This window comes from Prosthecobacter sp. (assembly GCF_044378005.1).
Lineage (GTDB): Bacteria > Verrucomicrobiota > Verrucomicrobiia > Verrucomicrobiales > Verrucomicrobiaceae > Prosthecobacter.
The window spans coordinates 13,278-33,602 of sequence record NZ_JBILYB010000020.1; the positions used below are offsets into that span (position 1 = coordinate 13,278).

Genomic DNA, 20,325 nt, shown 5'->3' on the forward strand with positions numbered 1-20,325 from the left:
AAGCCGCAGCCTGCCTCCCGCAGCGGAGAGTGGGCATCGCGGCGCGAGGAAAGCTAGCCTCGGCACGTTTCATCCGACCTGTGACCTCCATCATCGCCTTCTTTGTCATCGCGCTCGTCTCGCTCATCGCCGTGCGGGTGGGGTCCACGGCGCTCATGATGACCGGCCTGAGCTATGACACCGCCAGTTTTCAAGCTTACTCCGCCTTCTTTGGCGTCGGCTTCACTACCCGGGAGGCTGAGATGGTAGTGAATCACCCCGTCCGCCGCCGCATCATCCGGGATCTGATTTTAGCGGGCAATGTGGGCCTGACCTCCGCGCTCGCCACCTTGGTGGTCACGCTCATGCAGTCGGCCACGACGGCGCGACTGCTGATGCTTGTCGGCTTGGCGATCCTGGGCCTGATCTCCCTGCTGATGCTATCGAAAGTCGGCTGGCTGCAAAAGCTGCTCGATCACACCATCCAGCGTGCTTTGGAAAGCACCGGCATGGTCCGCGCGCTCGACTACGAACTGCTCCTGCGCATCCAGCACGGCTACGTCGTCTCTGAGATCGAGGTGCTGACAGACACCTACCTCGCGGGTCGTGCTCTCCGAGATTCACGCCCCTGGGACCGCGGTGTGGTCATCCTCTCCGTGAGCCGGGGCACTGAAATCATCCCCGGCCTGCCCGGCCCCACCGATGTCATCCAGCCCGGCGATGTCGTCACCGCCTATGGCAAAGAAGCCTCGCTCAAAGCCATGGTGGAGCCTTTGAAGAATGATCCTTTGCCGGGGCCGGCGGAGTGAGGCTCAGGCACTGGCCGACGCCTGCCGCACGATCTCTTCGAGCACCTGATGCGTGCGCACGATCCACTTCTCCTCCATCGGAGTCTTCCAAAGCAGTTGGCGCACCTTGGCTTTATCGAGACGATTCGTTTTCAGCAGGAAGACCAGGCAGAGGTTTCGTTTGCCCGGCTGGCAGGAAGCGCAAGACTGCCGGGCCGTGCCTCGTTTGCACACGCTCATCCCTCCACTACCCAAATGATCCGCCCTTCGCTTCTCCTCGCTGGTGGCTCGCTGCTCGCAGCGGCCAGCCTTTCCGCCCAAACCGCCGCCCCTGCCGAATGGGCGAAGTTCCGTGGTCCGAACAACGACGGCACCGCGCCCGTGCTCAAAGTCAGCAATTGGAAGAGCGCCAAGATCAAGACCCTGTGGAAGACAGACACACCGGCGGGCTTCAGCTCCTTCGCGGTGGCTGGAGCCAAGGCCTACACCATCGTCACCGGTGAAACGGATGGCAACGTGGGTGAGGTCGTCGTCTGCCTTGATGTCAGGAATGGCAAGGAACTCTGGAAACAGCCCCTGACAGTGATCAGCAAATACGATGGCGGCGGTGATGCTGGCGCGAATGACAACAAAGGTGGCGACGGCCCCCGCTCCACGCCTGTGGTCGATGGTGATAAAGTCTATGCCATTGACGCCAACCTCGGCGTTTTCTGCTTCGATGCAGCCACCGGCAAGCCCGTGTGGAATCTCGATGTCATGAAGGACAATGCTGGCGTGCAGATCAAATGGCAGAACGCCGCATCTCCCGTCATCGACGGCAACGTGCTCATGATGTGCGGCGGTGGTGCTGGCCAGGCGCTGCTCGGTCTCGACAAGACCACCGGCAAAATTTTGTGGAAAGGCGAGGACGACAAAATGACCCACGCCACGCCCGTGATCGCCGACATCCACGGCGTGCATCAGTGCATCTTCTTCACCCAGACCGGACTCGTGGCCGTGGCTCCTGCCGATGGCAAGGTTCTCTGGCGCGCTCCCTTCCCCTACAAAGTCTCCACCGCTGCCAGCCCGGTCGTGTTTGAAGACATCGTCTATTGTTCGGCCGGTTACGGCGTGGGTGCAGGTGCCTTCAAAATCAGCAAGACCGGCAGCGGCCTGAGTGCCGAGCAGATCTGGCGTCGTGAAAACGAGTGCTTCAATCACTGGAGCACTCCCGTGGTGAAGGACGGCTACCTCTACGGCATGTTCAGCTTCAAAGAGTACGGTGCCGGCCCCCTCGCCTGCGTGGACATCAAGACCGGCAAAGACATGTGGAAAGAAGCCGGCTTCGGCCCCGGTCAGGTCATTCTCTCTGGTGACAAGGTCATCGCTCTCAGCGACAAGGGCGAAGTCGTCGTGGCTGAAGCAACTCCTGAAAAATACACCGAGCTGAAGCGCGACGACGTGCTCGACGGCAAGGTCTGGAGCTATCCCGTGATGGCCTACAACCGCCTTTTTGCACGCAGCACCAAAGAAGGTGTCTGCCTGGAAATTCAGTGATGCGATCTTGGACGTTCGCGATGTGAAACACCAAGGCCCGGGGCGAAAGCTCCGGGCCTTTTTGCTTACTCGACTTCGTTCACCGGCTCATCGAGCGATGACTTCTGCCAGCGCCCATCCAGCGTGTAAACGAGATGCGGCGTGTAGAGCTGAGGTTCGAGCAGGAAGGAGTCGTGCCCTTTGTCCGAATGCACGGTGATGTGCATGGAGGAGACTCCAACTCGCTCCAAAGCCGAGACCATTTCCGCCTGCTCTTCGGGATAAAAACAGAAGTCACTGTCGATGCTGAAGATCAGGTAATGATGCCCCGCCGCCTTGCTGCGGGCGAACAACTCTTCGTAGCTGCTGACACCAGCGTCACGCAGAGGATCGTAGCGCAGCCACATGTCGAGGATGCGCAGGTAGGAGTTCGCATCGAAACGCTTCACGAACTTCTTCCCCTGATGCAGCATGTAGCTCTCGACGTTATGCCCGACTTTATACCAGGAGAGCTGTCCGTTCGGCTGGGACACAGTCTGGCTCGCCCGTTTTTCGATGGCATCGAGATGCACGAAGGTCTTGTGTGAGATCATGCGAGCGAGTGCGAGCCCATATTCCGGCGTGGCATCATCGCTGTAGTCACCGCCGTGGAAATGCGGATCGTTTTCGATGGCGAGCACCTGCTCAAACAAAGTCAGCCGCGTGAGCACGGTCGTGCGCAGGCCCGTAGCCACGGGCATGATGATTTTCACCCGCTCGGGATAAAGCGTGGCGAAGTTGATGGCGAGCAAGCCGCCGACGGAAGAGCCGATGACGGCATGAAGTGTCCTGATGCCGAGATGATCCAGCAGCGCCGCCTGACTGCGGACCACGTCACTGCTCAGCACAGGAGGGAAATCCTTCCCATACGGCTTGCCCGTTTCGGGGTTCGTCGAAGTCGGGCCGCTGCTGCCATAGCAACTGCCGAGGTAGTTCGCGCAGATGACGAAGTAGCGGTTCGTGTCCAAAGCCTTGCCTGGGCCAATGAAAAGATCCCACCAGCCCTGCTTCACATCATCGGTCCAGCGTCCAGAGAGTCCCGGCACCTCGGAATTGTGTCCCGCAGCATGCTGGCTTCCCGAAAGCGCGTGGAAGAGGAGGATGGCGTTGGTTTTACGCGCATTCAGCTTCCCGTAGGTTTCATACGCCACCGTGATTCCCGGCAGCGAGTCTCCGCTGGCAAAGACAAAGGGCTCGGCAGCGCTGCCGAGTTGGAAAAAATGGGTGGATGTCTCGCCGAGACTTTTGGACATGGGCTGGGATGAAGAGGTGAAGATGAGCCTGCTGTCAAAGGCCGAACCAGTTTACAGCCAGCCCGTCTGCTGTAGGCGGCCTGTGAGGTCCATCTGACGTTCGAGCTGCTCGGCGTAGTGCTTGGCGTTCGCGGCGTTGGGTTTGCAGCGGGTGCTTTCATCCAGTGTCACCAGCTTGGCGCAGAGCGCCTCGTAGCTGATCGTCTCGCCGTGTTCGTTGGCTTGGGCATACGCGGCCTGGATGGCTCCGCCGAGAGCGGCACCTTCACTGGTGCTGAGCGTGACGACTTCGGCATTGAAGCAATCGGCGGCGATCTGACGCCAGACACTGCTTTTGCTGCCGCCGCCGGTGAGGCGGATCTCGGTCGGGTTCATGCCGAGGTCACGGAAGCGCTTCAAACCATACGCGAGGCCGAGTGTGGCACCTTCCACAGCGGCACGGGCGATGTTGGCAGGTGTCATGTTCGTGGGGCGCAGGCCATGGAGCACGCCGGTGCCGTTTGGTAGGTTCGGGGTGCGCTCGCCATTGAGGTAAGGAAGGAACATCACGCCATCCGCACCGACAGGCGCAGAGGCCACGGCGGCTTCGAGCTGTTTCAAATCCCAGCCATACATGTCACGCACCTGCTCGGTGACGACGGTGACGTTCATGGTGCAGACGAGCGGCAGCCATTGATCCGTGCTGTCGCAGAAAGCGGCCACTTCGCCCTGGCCATCGACCACGGGTGATCCGGCGACGCCATAAAGCGTGCCGCTGGTGCCGAAGCTGGCCGTGATGACGCCGGGTTTGATATTGCCGGTGCCGATCGCGCCCATCATGTTGTCGCCACCACCGGCGGAGATGATGACGTTGTCGCCGAGTCCCCAGGCTTTCGCCAGCTCTGGGCGGAGCCGACCATGCACGCTGCGGCTGGAGCCAAGCTCAGGCAGCATGGAGCGCACACGCGGGTCGATGTAATCGCACAGCTCGTAGCACCACTGACGCGTGTTTACGTTGAGGATGCCCATGCCGGAGGCGTCGCCATATTCCATGCGCTTCACGCCGCTGAGCCAGAAGTTGATGTAATCGTGAGGCAACAGGATGGAGGTGATCTTGGCGAAATTCTCCGGCTCGTTTTGTTTGATCCAAAGCAGCTTCGGGATCGTGTAGCCGGGTAGCATGGCATTCCCCGCCAAAGCGATGACTCCGGGCTGACCGCCGAACTCATGGGCGATCTCAGCGCACTGAGCCTGCGTGGAAGTATCGCACCACAGCTTGGCGGGCCGCACGGGTTTGTCGTCCGCACCAAGCGCCACCAGACCATGCTGCTGACCGCTCACGCCAATGCCCGCGATCTTCGATTTGTCGGCCCCGATCTTCCCCAGGCACTGCTTCACGCTGCTCTCCACAGCGTCGATCCAGCTCTGCGGATGCTGTTCGAGATGACCTGCGGGCAGGCCTTCGATCAAATCATAGGTGCTGTGCCCGGAGGCGAGGATATTGCCGCTGTCGAGATCGAGCACGATGGCCTTCGTGCTCTGGGTGCCGCTGTCGATGCCGAGGAAATACATGATGAAAAGATTGGGTGAAGTGGCCGCGATGATGGCGGGGCGGGTGAGTTTGGGCAAATGAGAAAGTGGCTGACCCAGGTCGCCTCATGCCGCGATCATTGTCAGCCCGAACGACGACCTGTAGCTCAGCCAATGGAAACCCAGTATCGCCCCTGCCGCTCTATCATGAGTCTTTGATCGGCAACATCCGCTGAGTTCAGCCCGTAGGTTTCGGCCCCCTGATGAAGTTCCCAGCTTTACTTTTACTCACCGCCTCTGCTTCCGCAGTAGAGCCACTGCTCACCTTTGAAAAGGACGTGCGGCCCATCGTGAAAGCACACTGCACGCACTGCCATGGTGAGGAAGAAAAACCGAAGGGGGACATCGATCTGCGTCTTCGACGTTTCATGGACGAGATCGTCGTGGTCGGGCATCCCGAGAAGAGCAAGCTCGTCGAAGTGATCCGCAGCGGCGAGATGCCTGAGAAGGGGAAGCCGCTCACCGAAGAGCAACTGGCTGTGATCGAGAAGTGGATCACCCAAGGTGCCAAGACAGCGAAGACGGAACCGCTCGTGCTGGCACCAGGACCGATCATCTCGGATGAGGATCGCGAGTATTGGGCCTTCCAGCCGGTGAAACGGCCTATGGTGCCCAAAGCGGCGAACACTCGAAATGCGGTCGATGCATTCATCATCGCCAAAGCGTCCGAAAAGGGCCTCACGATGGCTCCCGAGGCAGATCGTCGATCATTGATCCGCCGCGTGACGCTCGATCTGACCGGCCTGCTACCAACGCCAGAGGAAGTGGAGGCATTTGTCGCCGACAAATCGCCGCTGGCTTATGAACAGCTCGTGGAGCGCTTGCTGGCCTCGAAAAACTACGGCGAGCGCTGGGCGCGGCATTGGCTGGATGTCGTGGGCTATGCCGATTCAAACGGTTACACCGAGGCGGACAGCGTCCGCCCTCACGCGTGGCGTTATCGCGACTATGTGATTCGCTCAATGAACGAGGACAAGCCGTGGGACCAGTTCATCCAGGAGCAGATCGCGGGAGACGAACTCGCTGGCGCGACGCATGGCGACTTTCAACAGGCGGTGCTCGATCCGAAGCGAACCGACCAGCTTATTGCCACCGCTTTTCTGCGCATGGCTCCCGATGGCACGGGCGACACGGTGGACGATGCCAAGCTCGCGAAAAACCAAGTCATCGCCGAGCAGATCAAGATCACAACCTCGTCGCTCATGGGCATGACCGTGGCTTGCGCGCAGTGCCACGATCATCGCTACGATCCGATCACGCAGGCCGATTACTATCGCCTGCGGGCCGTCTTTGATCCGGCGTATCATTGGGAAGCATGGCGTGCGCCGAACAGCCGCCTCTACTCGCTTTACACACCGCAGGAGCGCACTAAAGCCGCCGAGATCGAGGCGAAAGCCAAGGAGATCGAGGTCGAGGCCCGCGCGATGTCGAAGAAGTTCCTCGACGAGATCTTTGAGGTCGAGATCAAGAAGGTGCCGGAGGCCGAGCAGGCCGCGTTCCGTGTCGCCCGCGACACGCCGGTGGCCAAGCAGACGCCGGAGCAGAAAGCACTGATCAAGAAGTATCCATCCGCGCTCGCCACCTATTCACTCGACCTGTACGACAAGAAAAAGCAGGACATCGTCGATGCAAAGATGGCCGAGGCCACGAAGCTCCGCGCGACGAAGCCTGCTGAAGGCTTCGTCATGGCGCTCACCGAAGTGAAAGGCCAGATGCCCGTGTCGAAGCTCTTCAATCGTGGCGATCACGACCAGCCGAAGCAAGTCGTGCAACCTGGCGAACTGGGAATTCTCGCCAGCCCGCAGATCGAGCCTTTCAAACCGGTGCCGGTGAGCAGCGGCTCCAGCGGTCGCCGACTCGCGTATGCGCAATGGCTCACGAGCGGCAAGCATCCGCTCGTCGCGCGAGTTTTAGTGAACCGCTTCTGGCTCAATCACATGGGTCGCGGCATCGTGAACACGCCAGGCGATTTTGGCCGCCAGGGCGAGCTGCCCACGCATCCCGAACTGCTCGACTACCTCGCCGATGAGTTCGTGAAGAGCGGCTGGAAGCTCAAGTCACTGCATCGCCTCATCCTGCTCAGCAGCGCTTACCGTCAGTCGTCGGTGAATGACGCCTCGCTGCGGGCCGATCCCGAAAATCGATTCTATGCCCGCTTCAAAATGCGCCGCCTCGATGCCGAGACGCTCCGTGATTCGATGCTCGCCACCACTGGCACGCTCGTGCAGGCCAGCTACGGCCCGCCCAGCGGCATTGGTCGCGATCCGCAGGGTCGTGTGATCACTGGCATCGACAAAGGCACCATCACCAATCACAAGGTCGATCCCGCCGGTGCCGATGACTTCCGCCGCTCGATTTATGTGCAGGTGCGCCGTAGCAAACCCGTCACCGTGCTCGACACCTTCGACGCGCCCACGATGAGCCCGAACTGCGAGATGCGCAGCCAGACCACCGTCGCGCCGCAGTCGCTCTTGCTCATGAACGACACCTTCGTGCTCGACAGCTCGCGACGTCTTGCCGACCGCGTCACCGCCGAAGCCCCGAACGACCGCGCGAAGCAGCTCCAGCGCGTTTGGAACCTGCTTTACAGCAAGCCCGCCACCGATGCCGACATCACGAAGTGCCTCGCTTACCTTGATGAGCAAACCAAGGCGCTCACGCAATATCACCACGACATCCAGCACCCGAAGGGCGTCGTCCCGAATCCACCGCAAGAAGCCATGGCCAGCCTGTGCCAGATCCTTTGCAGCTCGAACCGTTTCCTCTACGTCGAATGAACCACCCCCAACTCTGCTCACGTCGTCATTTCCTTCACGCCAACGGCTTCGGTCTTGGCACCGTGGCGCTTGCCTCGTTGCTGGAGCGCGATGGCTTGCTTGCCGCGCCGGTGAAGCCGGAAAGCTTTGGCGAGATCCGTTATGATCTGTCGCCGAAGAAGCCGCACTTTGAGCCACGCGCGAAGGCGATGATCTCGCTCTTCATGATGGGCGGGCCGTCGCAGATGGACCTCTTTGATCCAAAGCCGATGCTGACAAAGTATGACGGTCAGAAATTCCCCGGTGAGATCAAATACGACAACCTCGCGCAGGCATCGGCCAAGTGTTTCGGTTCGCCATGGAAGTTCGAAAAGCGGGGCCAGTGCGGCATGGAGATCAGCGAGTTGCTGCCGAACCTGAGCAAGGTGGTGGATGAGATCACGCTGATCCGCTCGATGACCTCCGGCGTGAGCAATCATGCGCAAGGTCTCTACGCGATGAACGGCGGACGCATCACCGCCGGACGCCCCGCGCTGGGCTCGTGGCTGACGTATGGTCTCGGCAGCGAGACGGACGAACTGCCCGCCTACATGGTGCTCTCGCATCCCGGCGGCCTGCCAACTTTCCAGGGCGAGCATTTCACGAATGGCTGGCTGCCCGCGTTGTTCCAGGGCACGCTCGTGCGGCCCACCGAGCCGCGCATTTTGAATCTCGATCCGCCTGCCTCACTTGCTGGTGCGCCGCAGGAGCGGCAACTCGCGTTGCTGAAGGCCTTCAATGAAGATCATCTCTCGCAGCATCGCGGCGAACTCGATCTCCAGGCGCGCATTTCGAGCTACGAACTCGCCGCGAAGATGCAGACTGCCGCGAAAGAGGCTCTCGACATCTCGAAGGAGCCCGAGCACGTCAAAAAGCTCTACGGCGTCGATAATCCGATCACGAAGGACTACGCCACGCGCTGCATCATCGCGCGTCGTCTCGTCGAACGCGGCGTGCGCTATGTGCAGGTGCTGAATGCGGGCCAGTCTTGGGATCAGCACGGCTCGCTCATCACCGCGTTGCCGAAAAATTGCGAGGCGACCGATCAACCGAGCGCGGCGCTCATCAGCGATCTCAAACAGCGTGGACTGCTCGACACCACCGTCGTCCATTGGGGCGGCGAGATGGGCCGCCTGCCCGTGCTGCAAAACGACGCAGGCCGCGAGAAATGGGGCCGCGACCACAACACCTATGGCTTCAGCATGTGGGTCGCCGGCGGCGGCTTCAAGAAGGGCTACGTCCACGGCGAGACCGACGAATTCGGCCACAAGGCCGTCATCGACGAGGTGAAGCACTTCGATTATCACGCCACGCTGCTGAAGCTCTTCGGTCTCGACCACACCAAGCTGACCTACAAACGCAACGGCCTCGCCGCGAGTCTCACGGACAACCAGGGCGCGAAAGTAGTGGATCAACTGATCGCATAAATCGCAGTCACATCGCCGCTCGAATCCGACATGACTCCCGACGTTGATTCGAGCGCGACAAATCGCTCCGCCACCTGGAAGTGGACCATCTGCGGCCTGCTGCTGCTCGCCTCGGCGATCAACTACATGGACCGCCAGACGCTGGCGAATGCGTCCGTGCGCATCACCAGGGAGTTTCAGCTCACGCAGGCGCAGTATGGCAACATCGAGGCCGTCTTTGCTTATGCTTTTGCGGCCGGATCCATTGTGTTTGGCTGGCTGGCGGACCGTTTCTCCGTGCGCTGGCTGTATGCCGGCGTGCTGACGATGTGGTCGCTCGCCGGACTGGCGACAGGTTTCGTGCATAACGAACAAGAGCTGCTGTGGTGTCGCATGGCGCTCGGTTTTTTCGAGGCCGGGCACTGGCCTTGTTCCATCCGCACCACACGGGCGCTGCTCGATGCGCGCGAGCGTTCACTCGGCAACAGCGTGTTGCAAAGCGGCACCTCGATCGGCGCGATCATCACACCGCTGATCATGGCCGGACTCATGACCTCGGAGATCGGCAGTTGGCGCATCGCATTTCAAGCCGTCGGTGCGGTCGGTTTCGCGTGGCTGGTGTTGTGGTTCGCGCTGGTGAAAAAGTCCGACCTGCCTGCACCGGTGAGATTGAGCACGAACGAGGTGGAACCAGCCTCGGAAAGCCTGTGGAGCATCATCTTCAGCCGTCGCATGCTCGTCGTGTTCTTCGTCATCGCCTGCATCAACACGACCTGGCAAATCCTGCGCGCCTGGCTGCCAAAAATCCTTCAAGAAGGGATCGGCTACACGGAATCGCAGACGCTTTACTTCACTTCGGTCTGGTATGTGGCGACGGATGTCGGCTGCCTCGGCGCGGGTGCGCTCGCGGTGTGGCTCGGCAGACGAAAGCTCTCGGTTCATGCCGCTCGCGTGATCGTTTTCGCCGCGTGCGGTGCGTTGTGCGCCACCTGCGCGCTCACGCCGATGCTCGACAAAGGCTGGGTCTTGCTTCTCGTGCTGCTGCTGGCCGGTGCGGGCGCTCTCGGTGTGTTTCCGCTCTACCACGCCTTCACGCAGGATCTTTCCGCGCGACATCAGGGCAAAATCACCGGCATCGCGGGTGTCGTCGCGTGGGTGCTGCCCGCGCAGGCGCAAAAGCTCTTCGGCGCGCTGGCAGATCGCTCGCACTCGTTCGATCAAGGCCTCCTGCTTGCCTCCTTCCTGCCGCTCATCGCCGTTCTGCCTCTTTGGTTGTTTTGGGAAAACAAATCGGACCGCACCTCATGAACACGAAGCTCATCACCCGTCGCTCCTTTCTGCTCACCAGTGCCGCTGCGGCCGCCGCCAGCGCCGCGCCAACTCCAGCGCGCAAAAAGATCGCTCTCATCGCCACCGTCGTGTTCGAGAAATCACACGCGCAGCATTTCATTGACCGCTTCGCGCTCGGTTACGGCTGGAACGGTGAATGGCGGAAGCCGAAGGTCGATCTCGTGTCGCTCTACGTCGATCAATTCCCCGAGAAGGATCTCGCCCGTGGTCGCTCGAAGCGCTACGGTATTCCCATTCACAAAAGCATCGCCGAGGCACTCACTTTGGGCACTGGCAAGCTCGCCGTCGATGGCGTCGTCATCATCGGCGAGCACGGCGACTACCCCGAGAACGAAAAGGGCCAGACGCTCTACCCGCGCTACGAGTTCTTCAAAGAAGTGGTCAAGGTCTTCGAGTCCAGCGGACGCAGCGTGCCCGTCTTCAACGACAAGCATCTCTCCACCGACTGGAAAAAGTGCGTCGAGATGGTCGCTGACTCCAAGCGCCTGATTTTTCCCTTCCTGGCTGGCTCCTCATTGCCCGTGACACGCCGTTTGCCCGCCATCGACCTGCCATGGGGCACGCCGTTGAGCGAAAGCGTCTGCGTCGGCTACGGCGGCGTCGAGAAATACGACTTCCATGGTCTCGAAACCGCCCAGTGCATGTCCGAACGTCGCAAAGGAGGCGAAGTCGGCATCAAGAGTGTGCTGGCGTTGCGCAGTGACAAGATGTGGTCACACGCCGCCGGTTTGAAGCAAACGCAGCGCCTCCTCCTCGCCGCGTTAAGCCGCAGCCACACACTACCAGTCAAAGAAGGCTATCCCACCGAAGCGATCAGCTTCGATTGGGCGAGGCGAAACTTACCCGACGCCTACGCCTACTTCATCGAGCACCGCGACGGCTTCCGCACCACGCTCTTCATGCTCGGCGTGCGCGACTTCAACTACGCCGGCCTCAACAGCGAATCCGGCGAGATCACCTCCTGCCAAATGTTCCTGCCGATGCCCGGCAGCAGCGCGACCACCGCCGACTTCTTCAATCCACTCGTTCAACACATCGAACGCATGGTCATCGAAAACCGCGCCGCCTATCCGCCCGAGCGCACTCTTCTTACTTCTGGGATGATCATCGCCGCCGTCGAATCGCTCCATCGCGATGGGATGGTCATTGAGACGCCCGACATGGAGGTGCGCTACACCGTGCCGAAGGAATCATCCTTCTGGAGGGACTGATGAATTACTTCTCCGCATCAAGCCGATCACAGACGGCGGCGGCGAGGGCTTGCACGCCGGTTTTGATCGAGGCTTCATCGCAATCATACATGGGGGTGTGACCACCGGCGGTGATGCCTTTTTCCTCATTGGCCACGCCGAGGCGAAAGTAGAAGCCGGGCACGACTTGGGCAAAGAAGCTGAAGTCTTCGCCACCCATGCCGGGGATGAGTTCGACGACGTTGTCCTTGCCGAAGAGGCGGCGGAAAGATGGCAGCGTGGCTTCGATGAGAGGCTTGTCGTTGATGATGCTTGGGTAGGTCTTGCGGTATTCCATCTCGTAGCTGGCCCCGTGGGCTTCGGTGATGCCTTTGAGGATGCGATGCATCTGCTCGATCACGCCATCGCGGAAGGCGGCGTCGTAGGTGCGGACGGTGCCGCCGAGTTCGACTTTCTCGGCAATGATGTTTTCACGGTCGCCACCGCTGATGGTGCCGATGCTGATGACGAGCGGCTGTCGTGTGTTGGTCTGGCGGCTCTTGATCATTTGCAGAGCCATGATGGCCTCGGCGGAAACGGTGATGGCATCCACGCCTTTGTGCGGCGCAGAGCCATGGGCCATTTTGCCACGGATGATGATGTGAAAGCGGTCGCTGTTCGCGTTGTCGATGCCGGGCGTGTAGCCGATCTGGCCTGCCTTTAAATAATGCACGCCATCGTCGGTGGTGCTCGCAGGCTGGACGATGGCGGTTGTGTGCAGGCCGAAGACCGCGACGGGCTTTGGATTCTCCATCACACCTTCGGCCACCATGAGCTTCGCGCCCCAGTCGCCTTTAAAGGTGGCGGGCATGGCTTCCTCGGCGGGCTGAAAGAGGAACTTCACGCTGCCGCGCACCTGATCGCGATGCTTCGATAGCAGCTCGGCGAGTCCCAGCGCGCAGGTGACATGCACGTCGTGGCCGCAGGCGTGCATGACGCCGGGGGTTTGCGAGCGATAGGGCACGCTGCGCAGTTCTTTGATGGGCAGTGCGTCCATGTCGGCACGTACGGCCACGCAGGGTCCATCGCTGCCGCCTTTGAGCAAAGCGACGACGCCATGTTTCGCGATGCCGGTCTTCACCTCCAGGCCGAGTGATTTCAATTTTTCCGCGACGAGTGCAGCAGTGCGGACTTCTTCGTTGGAGAGTTCGGGATGGGCGTGGATGTCGCGCCTGATCTCGACGAGCTGCGGGAACATCGTTTCGACGGACTTCGCGAAGACGGCATCTCGGGTGGTGGTGTCGGCAGCGCTGGCTTGAAGTGCGAGGAGGAGGAAGAGCGCGAATTTCATGCGGCGGATGTTAGGGGCACGGCTATGGAAGGCAAGGCTGCTTCACACACCAAGTCTGCACTTCCCCCGACTGGAGGCTGTGCGTAAGGTGAGGCTGACCTTTCTCTCCTGATGCTCGATCCTTTTGCCAAACTCGCCGAAGCTGGCTTCTCCCAACAGGGAGGCCTGATCACGGCTGGACCGGTGACGGAGCACTGGACGCCGGAGCTGATCGCGAGTCTGGACTGGATGCGTGTGGCGGAGCTGGTGCGGGCCATCGCGGCGCATGGTGGGTGTGAGCTGGCGAGATCGATGGTGCTGGAGGATGGCTCGGTGATGTTTGCGATGATCGAGCAACCGCTCACCGCGCATCCGCAGCGGGCGCTGGTGAAAATCGCGGCATGGAATGAATGGGGGGCCACGCCTGAGGCGGTGATGCAGTTCGCTCGTGAAGTGCGCACGGCGCATAAGGCTCGTGGCATCATGATCTCGCCGGGCGGGTTTACGGCTTCCGCGATGTTGGCGGCGCAGGAGCATCGGATTGAGGCGGTGGATGCGGCGGCGCTGCATCAGGTGTTGCTCAGTCTGCCGGCGGATCGCAGCGATTTCTTTTTCACCTTCGCCACGGCGGGTGACTGCACGACGCCGACATGTCCGGTGTGTTTGCAAAAGCTCTCGCGGGTGGAGTCGGTGACGCGCACGGATTTGCCGGAGGTGCGTGTGTTCAAGGAGACGGGTCTGATCGCCGAGCATGTGCAGGCGCGTCGTGTCATCGTGGCACCGTTCACGGAGGTGACCTTTCTGCATGAGGTGAAGGCGGGCGAAGTCCAGATCGCCGGGAATGCGACAGGCGATTTTTTATGCGAAGGGCCGGTGACGTTGATCTCCGGCGGCACCTTGAATGGCACCGTGGCGGCGCGCTCGATCAACGTGGAGGACGGAGGTGAACTGCGCGGGAGCTTCCGCATCCTGCAGGGAGCTCCCCAATCCTTTGTTACGGAGATCCGCCACTGGCAATGGCTGTGCCGCAGTGATCGCGCGAAGCCGGAGTGCCCACGCATCGTCTTTGAACCGCACGGCGATCAGAGAAGCGCCAAACTCGCCAGCTCGCGGTAGTAGGTGCAGCTCTCCACGAGTTCGTCATGCCGGCCATGCGCGAGGATCTGGCCTTGGCGCATGACGTAGATCACATCCGCACTCACGACGGTGCTGAGACGATGGGCGATGACGAGGCAGGTGCGGTCCGCGCGCAGTTTTTCCAGAGCTTCCTGAATCGCAGCTTCGGACTTCGTGTCCACGGCGCTGGTGGCTTCATCCAGCAGCAGGATGGGGGCGTCTTTGAGAAAGGCCCGCGCCATGGCGATGCGCTGCCTTTCGCCGCCGCTAAGCATGACGCCGCGCTCGCCGACCTCGGCATCGAGGCCAGCAGAATGACGACGGACAAAGTCCTCGGCGCTGGCATGGCGGAGGGCGGCCCACATTTCGTCATCGGTGGCAGCGGGATCACCGAGGCGGAGGTTGTCGCGGATCGTTCCGGCGAAGAGAAAGGCGTCCTGCGTGACGTAGGCGAGCGAGTCCCGCAGTGTGACGCGGCTGTAGTTGGCGATAGGCTGGCCATCGAGGCTGATGCTGCCTGACTGCGGTTCGTAAAAGCGGGCGAGGAGCTGGAAGAGGGTGCTTTTGCCCGACCCCGTGGCACCGACGATGGCGACCGTCTGACGCGGCAGCACGCGCAGGTTCACGCCTTGCAACACAGGCTTGTCATCGTTGTAGCCAAAGACCACATCGCGGAACTCAATGTCACCGCGCACGGCTTGGAGCGGCTTGCCGACATCGAGATCCTCCTGGCCTTCCTGATCGAGAATCTTGAAGACGCGCTCGGCGCTGGCGAGGCCAGTGACGATGGTTTGATTCACTCCATGAAGTCGTGCGATGGGCTCGAAGAAGAAGCCAAGGAGGAAGATGAATTTAAAAAGCTCGCCCGTGGTCATCTCGCCCTGGATCGCCCCATATGCGCCGAGGCTGAGCAGCAGCACGAGGCCAAAGCTGCCGAAGAATCCCATGAGCGGACTGTAAACAGCCCACGCGGTCATGAGTCGCTGCTGCGAGCGGCGGAGATCATGGCTGGCGCGGTTGAAGTCATCCTGCTTCGTGTCTTCGGCGGTGTAGCTTTTGATCTGGCGGATGCCGGTGATGGTGTCGTGCAGGAGGGAATTCATTCGGCTGCTGGCCTCACGAGCCTCACGTGAACGTGGCGCGATCCAGCGCGCGAAGAGCCAGCCGCCCGCCGCGATGAAGGGCGTGGGCACCATGACGATGAGCGCGAAGGTGACGTTGGTGTAAAACATGACCACCGCGCTGATGATGATCTGGAGGATGGAAGTGAGCCCCTGCTCGATGCCTTCGAGGATGACGCGTTGTGTAGCGGGCACGTCATCGGCCATGCGCGTGAGGATGTCGCCCGTGCTCTGGCGATCAAACCAGGCCAGCGGCAGGTGGGCGATCTTGTGGTGGAGCTGCCCGCGCAAATCAAAGATCATGCGCTGCTCGAAGGTGCTGTTTACCCGCGTGCGGATGTAGAAGAGGAACTCGCGCAAGAAGAACGCGCCCACGGCCAGCGAGCCCGCCTTCCAGATGCCGGGCACGTCTTTGCGCGGGATGAGGTCATCCACAAACCACTGCACCACGCCGGGAAACACGACGATCAATGACGTGCCAAGCACCGCGAGCACGAACTGGATCAGCGCCATGCGCCAGTGCGCGCGGGCGAACTGAAGCAAGCGGCGGCCAGTGGCGCGGAGAGAAACGGGTTTGGATGACATGGGCAGCTTCAGACGCAGTTCGCCCTGCGCCATTCGGAGAACTTCGTGCCTATCGTGCCTGATAGACGACGGTGTCCATCGCCTCCTCCAACGCGAGTCCTTTGAGGAAAGGTTCGAGCTGTGGATTTGCGGCAGCACGGGCGACCTGCGGAAGTTGGATCAGGCCTGCGAAGTCACGATGCTCGATGGCCTGACGCACCTTGGCATCGCCGCCGAGAGCGATGATGTCGGGATGATTGAGCGCATTGGCTTCTGTCTGACCGCGCATGGCTAGCTGCTGCCAGACGCGGCCATCCGGCCAGAGGATGAGCAGACGTGCGAGATTTGCGCGGGCACGCATGTCATAGGGGTCCAGCTTTTCGACGAGACTGCCGACGGAGGTGCGGTCAATCTTCTGTGCCATCTCTTCGATCCATGCACCGAGCTGGCTTTTCGTGCCCTTGCCCGCCAGCTCGATCTCGGCGTTTTCCATGCCATACACGCTGCCGAGCAGACGCATGACCATGGCCCCGAGCCAGACGAGCACGCCGGAAGGCAGCAAGCTCAGCAGGCCCGCTTTCCAACCGGTAAAGCTGGCCAGCAGGGAGATGAGGCCGAATCCGGCAACGAAATTCACCACGCCACGGACGAGAAAGTAGGTCAGCACCGCCGCCGCTGCCGAGGTGCCGAGCAGGGTGTTCGTGCTCATGGTCGAGGCGTAGGCTCCGAAGACCTCTGTGCGATGCTGAAAAACAAACAGCCCCGCCATGACCGCGATGGCCAGATTGATCATCATGAGCATCTGCGAGACGATGCCGCGGGCCACGGCCATGCCGACAAAGAAGGCCACGATGGCGAGCCCCCAGGCATTCATGCCCTGGCTCGAAACCGCGCGCTTCACGCTTTCGACAGTGCCGCCGAGTTCAGGCAAATTCAGAGCGAGGAAATCCATGGATCAGCTATCAAAGGGCACGCCGCTGGCGGTGCAAGCCGTTTGTGGAAGACGCAGAGCCTGCCGCCCGAATGTGGCTAGGCTGCTCGCTACTCAGCCAGACAGCAGAACCTGCACGATAAGACATGAGTTTGTCCGGAAACGGCAAGTGATGTGGGGAAGGTTGTGGGAAGCTTCTGCGTAAGCTCTTCAAACCTCTTTTTCCCATGACTCGTGCCGCGCCCATTCTTTGTCTGCTTGCTGCCAGTTCGGCTTTTGCCGCTGACAAACTGAGCTTTAATCGCGACATCCGCCCGATCCTCTCGGAGAACTGCTTTGCTTGCCACGGCTTTGATTCGAAGAAGCGCGAGGCCGAGTTGCGGCTCGATACGCCGGAAGGTGCCTACACGGCCAAAGAAGGCGCGTTCCCGGTCAAGCCAGGTGATCTGGCAAAGAGCGAGGTCTGGCAGCGCATCATTACGAGCGATGAGGATGACCTCATGCCGCCGACGAAGTCGCACAAGAAACTCATTCAGCAGCAGAAGGACACCATCAAACTGTGGATCGAGCAGGGAGCGTCGTATCAGAAGCACTGGGCATTTGAAAAACCTACCGAGAAGGCTGGAGCGAGCATCGACAGTCTGCTCGCCGAACGCCAATCAATGGACAAACTCACCTTCGCTGATGAAGCCGAGCGCGAGACGCTTATCCGCCGTGTGTCCTTCACGCTCACCGGGTTGCCGCCGACGCTGGCGGAGGTGGATGCCTTTCTCAAAGGTCAGTCCTACGAGGCGATGGTGGACCAGTACATGAAGTCGCCACGCTTTGGTGAGGAGATGGCGCGGCATTGGCTGGATGTGGCGCGGTATGCGGACACGCATGGCCTGCATCTCGACAACGAGCGCAGCACCTGGGCGTATCGAGATTGGGTGGTGAAGGCCTTCAACGAGAACCTGCCTTTTGATCAGTTCACCGTGTGGCAGATCGCGGGCGATCAACTCCCGAATGCCACGCCGGATCAAATCACCGCCACCGGTTTCTCCCGTTGCAATGTCACGACGAGTGAAGGCGGTGCGATTGATGAAGAGTATCGTCACCTCTACGCCGTGGACCGCGCGGCGACGCTCACGACGGCCTGGATGGGCCTCACCGGCGGCTGCGCACAATGCCACGACCACAAATACGATCCGCTGACAACGGCGGAGTTTTACTCGCTCTACGCCTTCTTTTACAGCGGTGCTGATCCGGCGATGGATAAGAACATCTCGTCCACGGAGCCCTTTTTGAAACTGCCGTCGCCGGAGCAGCAAAAGGCGCTCGATGCGGCCACGAAAGATGAAGCGGATGCGCTGAAGTCACTCGAGGCCTTCGTGAAAAACGTCGCCTACACCGATCCAGTATCGCTCAAACCAGTTCCGGGAGCACAAACGACGACACAGGTCATTTTCGACGATGACTTCGCCCTCGGCTCCGAGACGAGGAACACCTCGCGCAATCCGAGCCTGTGGCTGGTGCAGCCCGGCTTTGGAGCCAAATCAGGCCGACGTGTGTTGAAGCTCAGCAACGGGCAGTTCAGCCAGGAAGCCATCACGCCCGTGCTTCAGCCGGTTGTTCTGGGAGATTCGCCGCGTGTAAGTGTTTGGGTGCGGCTTGATCCGCTGAATACGCCGGGTGTTGTTTGCCTTGAGATCAATGGCCGCCGCGTCGTGTGGGGCGATGCCCAGGTCTTTGATGCCACGACTTATGGCAAGGAGGACACCATAACCGCTGGTCCTTTGCCGAAGCCCGGCGTGTGGACCTTGCTGAGCTTTGATCCCACCACGCTCGGCTTGAAAGCCGGTGCGCGCATTAGCAGTGTCGCCGTGCAGCAAGTGGGCGGCACGGTCATGTGGGATTTGTGCAGCGTGACGAGCCAGGCTCGGCCATCGTCAGATTTGCTGGCTTCATTCGCCGCCTGGTGGAAAGCGGTGAGCACGGGCAAAAAACAACCGTCGGAAGTCCCCGCGAATTTGGTGGGCACCCTGATGACAGATCCAGCCAAGCTGTTTGAAACTCGTCTTGCCGCCTTGAAGGCCAAACTGCCGAAAGCCGAAGCGTCGCCGACGCCTGAAGCCGCTGCTGCGTCTGCCAAACAACTGGCAACCGCAGAGCGTGAAGCGCGCGCCGCCGAAGCCAAAGAACGCGAGGCCCTGCTCCGATTCTACCTCGCCCGCATCATGCATGCCACGACGGACGAACTCGCCAAACATCGCACCACTTGGGCAGAGGCGAAGGTCGCTCGCGCCGCCGCAGACTCGGCCATTCCGGGAACCTTCGTCTTCCGCGATGCCGAAACACCTCGCGACACCTTCATCGCCATGCGCGGAGCCTACAACAAACTCGGCGACAAGGTCGAGCCCACCACGCCCGCCGCCTTTCATCCGCTGAAAAAAGCTGGTGCCCGCGCCACGCGGCTCGATCTCGCGAAGTGGCTCGTGGCCCCTGAAAACCCGATGACAGCTCGCGTGACGGTGAATCGCTTCTGGCAGCAGGTTTTCGGCATCGGTTTGGTGAAGACGAGCCACGACTTCGGCTCCCAAGGCGAGCCACCGAGCCATCCTGAGTTGCTCGATGATCTCGCGGTGCGCTTTCAGAAGAACGGCTGGAATGTGAAGGAGCTCATCAAGCAACTCGTGATGACCAAAGCCTTCAAACAAGCCTCGCCAGTCGAATCAAACCTCCTCAGCCTCGATCCTGAAAACCGACTGCTCGCCCACGGCCCACGCATCCGTCTCGATGCCGAGCAGATCCGCGACAACGCGCTCTTCGTCAGCGGCCTGATCAATCTGGAGATGGGTGGTCGCGGCGTGCGCACCTACCAGCCGCCGAACATCTGGGAACCCGTCGGCTACGGCGACAGCAACACGCGCTACTACCTGCAAGACCACGGCCCCGCGCTCTACCGCCGCAGCCTCTACAGCTTCCTCAAACGCACCGCCCCACCACCCTTCATGAGCAACTTCGACGCGCCCAACCGCGAACAAAGCTGCACCCGCCGCGAACGCAGCAACACCCCGATGCAAGCCCTCCAACTCATGAACGACGTCCAGCACTTCGAAGCCGCTCGTGCTTTGGCTGAGCGAATCATCGCTGAAGGCGGCAAAGAAGACGCTACAAAGCTCAACTGGCTCTTCCGCACCGTTTTGAGCCGCCAACCGGACGCGAAGGAGTTCTCGATGATCACCGCGGCTTTGGCCAAACAACGCGAGTTGTATCAAAGAGACCCGAAAGCGGCTGAGAAGGCCATGCAGGCCGGTGAATCGACGCCAAAGAAGGTCGCCGCACCTGCTGAAACTGCCGCGTGGACCTTGATCGTGAATTTGGTCCTGAATTTGGATGAAACCGTCACCCGCAACTGAGT

Annotated in this window: 14 protein-coding genes; 8 read left to right on the forward strand and 6 right to left on the reverse strand. The window is 60.8% G+C overall.

Annotated features, from left to right (window positions below; translation table 11 throughout):
* Nucleotides 1-80 precede the first annotated feature (80 nt).
* On the forward strand, nucleotides 81-788 hold the full coding sequence (locus tag AC6FTP_RS06405) for a cation:proton antiporter regulatory subunit (protein WP_497206073.1): 708 nt from the start codon (nucleotides 81-83) through the stop codon (nucleotides 786-788).
* 3 nt (nucleotides 789-791) lie between these two features.
* Here AC6FTP_RS06405 and AC6FTP_RS06410 read toward each other — a convergent pair whose 3' ends face one another.
* Nucleotides 792-1,007 (reverse strand): hypothetical protein, encoded by a 216-nt coding sequence (locus AC6FTP_RS06410; RefSeq protein ID WP_497206074.1) that lies wholly within the window; start codon nucleotides 1,005-1,007, stop codon nucleotides 792-794.
* Nucleotides 1,008-1,022: 15 nt separating this feature from the next.
* On the opposite strand from AC6FTP_RS06410, the gene AC6FTP_RS06415 reads away from it, so the two are divergent.
* Nucleotides 1,023-2,303 carry a PQQ-like beta-propeller repeat protein gene (locus AC6FTP_RS06415; protein ID WP_497206075.1) on the forward strand — a complete coding sequence of 427 codons (1,281 nt, stop codon included), beginning with the start codon at nucleotides 1,023-1,025 and terminating at the stop codon, nucleotides 2,301-2,303.
* A gap of 65 nt (nucleotides 2,304-2,368) precedes the next feature.
* On the opposite strand, the gene metX is transcribed toward AC6FTP_RS06415, so the two are convergent.
* Both metX and xylB read right to left on the reverse strand, forming a co-directional pair.
* A complete protein-coding gene (gene metX, locus AC6FTP_RS06420) occupies nucleotides 2,369-3,574 on the reverse strand; it encodes a homoserine O-acetyltransferase MetX (RefSeq protein ID WP_497206076.1) in 1,206 nt (401 codons plus the stop codon).
* A gap of 51 nt (nucleotides 3,575-3,625) precedes the next feature.
* On the reverse strand, nucleotides 3,626-5,125 hold the full coding sequence (gene xylB / locus AC6FTP_RS06425; RefSeq protein ID WP_497206108.1) for a xylulokinase: 1,500 nt from the start codon (nucleotides 5,123-5,125) through the stop codon (nucleotides 3,626-3,628).
* 221 nt (nucleotides 5,126-5,346) lie between these two features.
* Between xylB and AC6FTP_RS06430 the strand changes: the two genes are divergently transcribed.
* From AC6FTP_RS06430 to AC6FTP_RS06445, 4 genes are read left to right on the forward strand one after another with little or no spacing between them, the layout of a single operon-like run.
* Entirely contained in the window at nucleotides 5,347-7,920 is a 2,574-nt protein-coding gene (locus tag AC6FTP_RS06430; protein ID WP_497206077.1) for a PSD1 and planctomycete cytochrome C domain-containing protein, read from the forward strand.
* Nucleotides 7,917-9,365: a DUF1501 domain-containing protein gene (locus AC6FTP_RS06435; RefSeq protein WP_497206078.1), complete on the forward strand. Its 1,449-nt coding sequence runs from the start codon at nucleotides 7,917-7,919 to the stop codon at nucleotides 9,363-9,365. Before AC6FTP_RS06430 ends, AC6FTP_RS06435 begins: the two co-directional genes overlap by 4 nt.
* 30 nt (nucleotides 9,366-9,395) lie before the next feature.
* Nucleotides 9,396-10,652: an MFS transporter gene (locus AC6FTP_RS06440; RefSeq protein ID WP_497206079.1), complete on the forward strand. Its 1,257-nt coding sequence runs from the start codon at nucleotides 9,396-9,398 to the stop codon at nucleotides 10,650-10,652.
* On the forward strand, nucleotides 10,649-11,905 hold the full coding sequence (locus tag AC6FTP_RS06445) for a hypothetical protein (RefSeq protein ID WP_497206080.1): 1,257 nt from the start codon (nucleotides 10,649-10,651) through the stop codon (nucleotides 11,903-11,905). Before AC6FTP_RS06440 ends, AC6FTP_RS06445 begins: the two co-directional genes overlap by 4 nt.
* Nucleotides 11,906-11,909: 4 nt before the next feature.
* Here the strand turns inward: AC6FTP_RS06445 and AC6FTP_RS06450 are convergent, their stop codons facing one another.
* A complete protein-coding gene (locus AC6FTP_RS06450) occupies nucleotides 11,910-13,214 on the reverse strand; it encodes a M20 metallopeptidase family protein (RefSeq protein ID WP_497206081.1) in 1,305 nt (434 codons plus the stop codon).
* 111 nt (nucleotides 13,215-13,325) lie between these two features.
* Here AC6FTP_RS06450 and AC6FTP_RS06455 point away from each other — a divergent pair, with 111 nt between their 5' ends.
* Nucleotides 13,326-14,309: a polymer-forming cytoskeletal protein gene (locus AC6FTP_RS06455; RefSeq protein ID WP_497206082.1), complete on the forward strand. Its 984-nt coding sequence runs from the start codon at nucleotides 13,326-13,328 to the stop codon at nucleotides 14,307-14,309.
* On the opposite strand, the gene AC6FTP_RS06460 is transcribed toward AC6FTP_RS06455, so the two are convergent.
* Together AC6FTP_RS06460 and AC6FTP_RS06465 are read right to left on the reverse strand one after the other, a co-directional pair.
* Nucleotides 14,276-16,015: an ABC transporter ATP-binding protein gene (locus AC6FTP_RS06460; RefSeq protein WP_497206083.1), complete on the reverse strand. Its 1,740-nt coding sequence runs from the start codon at nucleotides 16,013-16,015 to the stop codon at nucleotides 14,276-14,278. The two genes, AC6FTP_RS06455 and AC6FTP_RS06460, sit on opposite strands and share 34 nt — an antisense overlap.
* 49 nt (nucleotides 16,016-16,064) lie before the next feature.
* On the reverse strand, nucleotides 16,065-16,946 hold the full coding sequence (locus tag AC6FTP_RS06465; protein ID WP_497206084.1) for a hypothetical protein: 882 nt from the start codon (nucleotides 16,944-16,946) through the stop codon (nucleotides 16,065-16,067).
* A gap of 206 nt (nucleotides 16,947-17,152) precedes the next feature.
* On the opposite strand from AC6FTP_RS06465, the gene AC6FTP_RS06470 reads away from it, so the two are divergent.
* Nucleotides 17,153-20,323, forward strand: coding sequence for a PSD1 and planctomycete cytochrome C domain-containing protein (locus AC6FTP_RS06470; RefSeq protein ID WP_497206085.1), 3,171 nt, complete (start codon nucleotides 17,153-17,155; stop codon nucleotides 20,321-20,323).
* Nucleotides 20,324-20,325: the final 2 nt, after the last annotated feature.

Excerpts from the sequence above, each read along its gene's own strand:
- AC6FTP_RS06410 (WP_497206074.1), bottom strand. The coding sequence starts at position 1,007 with ATGAGCGTGTGCAAACGAGGCACGGCCCGGCAGTCTTGCGCTTCCTGC.
- AC6FTP_RS06415 (WP_497206075.1), top strand. The coding sequence starts at position 1,023 with ATGATCCGCCCTTCGCTTCTCCTCGCTGGTGGCTCGCTGCTCGCAGCG.
- metX (WP_497206076.1), bottom strand. The coding sequence starts at position 3,574 with ATGTCCAAAAGTCTCGGCGAGACATCCACCCATTTTTTCCAACTCGGC.
- xylB (WP_497206108.1), bottom strand. The coding sequence starts at position 5,125 with ATGTATTTCCTCGGCATCGACAGCGGCACCCAGAGCACGAAGGCCATC.
- AC6FTP_RS06430 (WP_497206077.1), top strand. The coding sequence starts at position 5,347 with ATGAAGTTCCCAGCTTTACTTTTACTCACCGCCTCTGCTTCCGCAGTA.
- AC6FTP_RS06435 (WP_497206078.1), top strand. The coding sequence starts at position 7,917 with ATGAACCACCCCCAACTCTGCTCACGTCGTCATTTCCTTCACGCCAAC.
- AC6FTP_RS06440 (WP_497206079.1), top strand. The coding sequence starts at position 9,396 with ATGACTCCCGACGTTGATTCGAGCGCGACAAATCGCTCCGCCACCTGG.
- AC6FTP_RS06445 (WP_497206080.1), top strand. The coding sequence starts at position 10,649 with ATGAACACGAAGCTCATCACCCGTCGCTCCTTTCTGCTCACCAGTGCC.
- AC6FTP_RS06450 (WP_497206081.1), bottom strand. The coding sequence starts at position 13,214 with ATGAAATTCGCGCTCTTCCTCCTCCTCGCACTTCAAGCCAGCGCTGCC.
- AC6FTP_RS06455 (WP_497206082.1), top strand. The coding sequence starts at position 13,326 with ATGCTCGATCCTTTTGCCAAACTCGCCGAAGCTGGCTTCTCCCAACAG.
- AC6FTP_RS06460 (WP_497206083.1), bottom strand. The coding sequence starts at position 16,015 with ATGTCATCCAAACCCGTTTCTCTCCGCGCCACTGGCCGCCGCTTGCTT.
- AC6FTP_RS06465 (WP_497206084.1), bottom strand. The coding sequence starts at position 16,946 with ATGGATTTCCTCGCTCTGAATTTGCCTGAACTCGGCGGCACTGTCGAA.
- AC6FTP_RS06470 (WP_497206085.1), top strand. The coding sequence starts at position 17,153 with ATGACTCGTGCCGCGCCCATTCTTTGTCTGCTTGCTGCCAGTTCGGCT.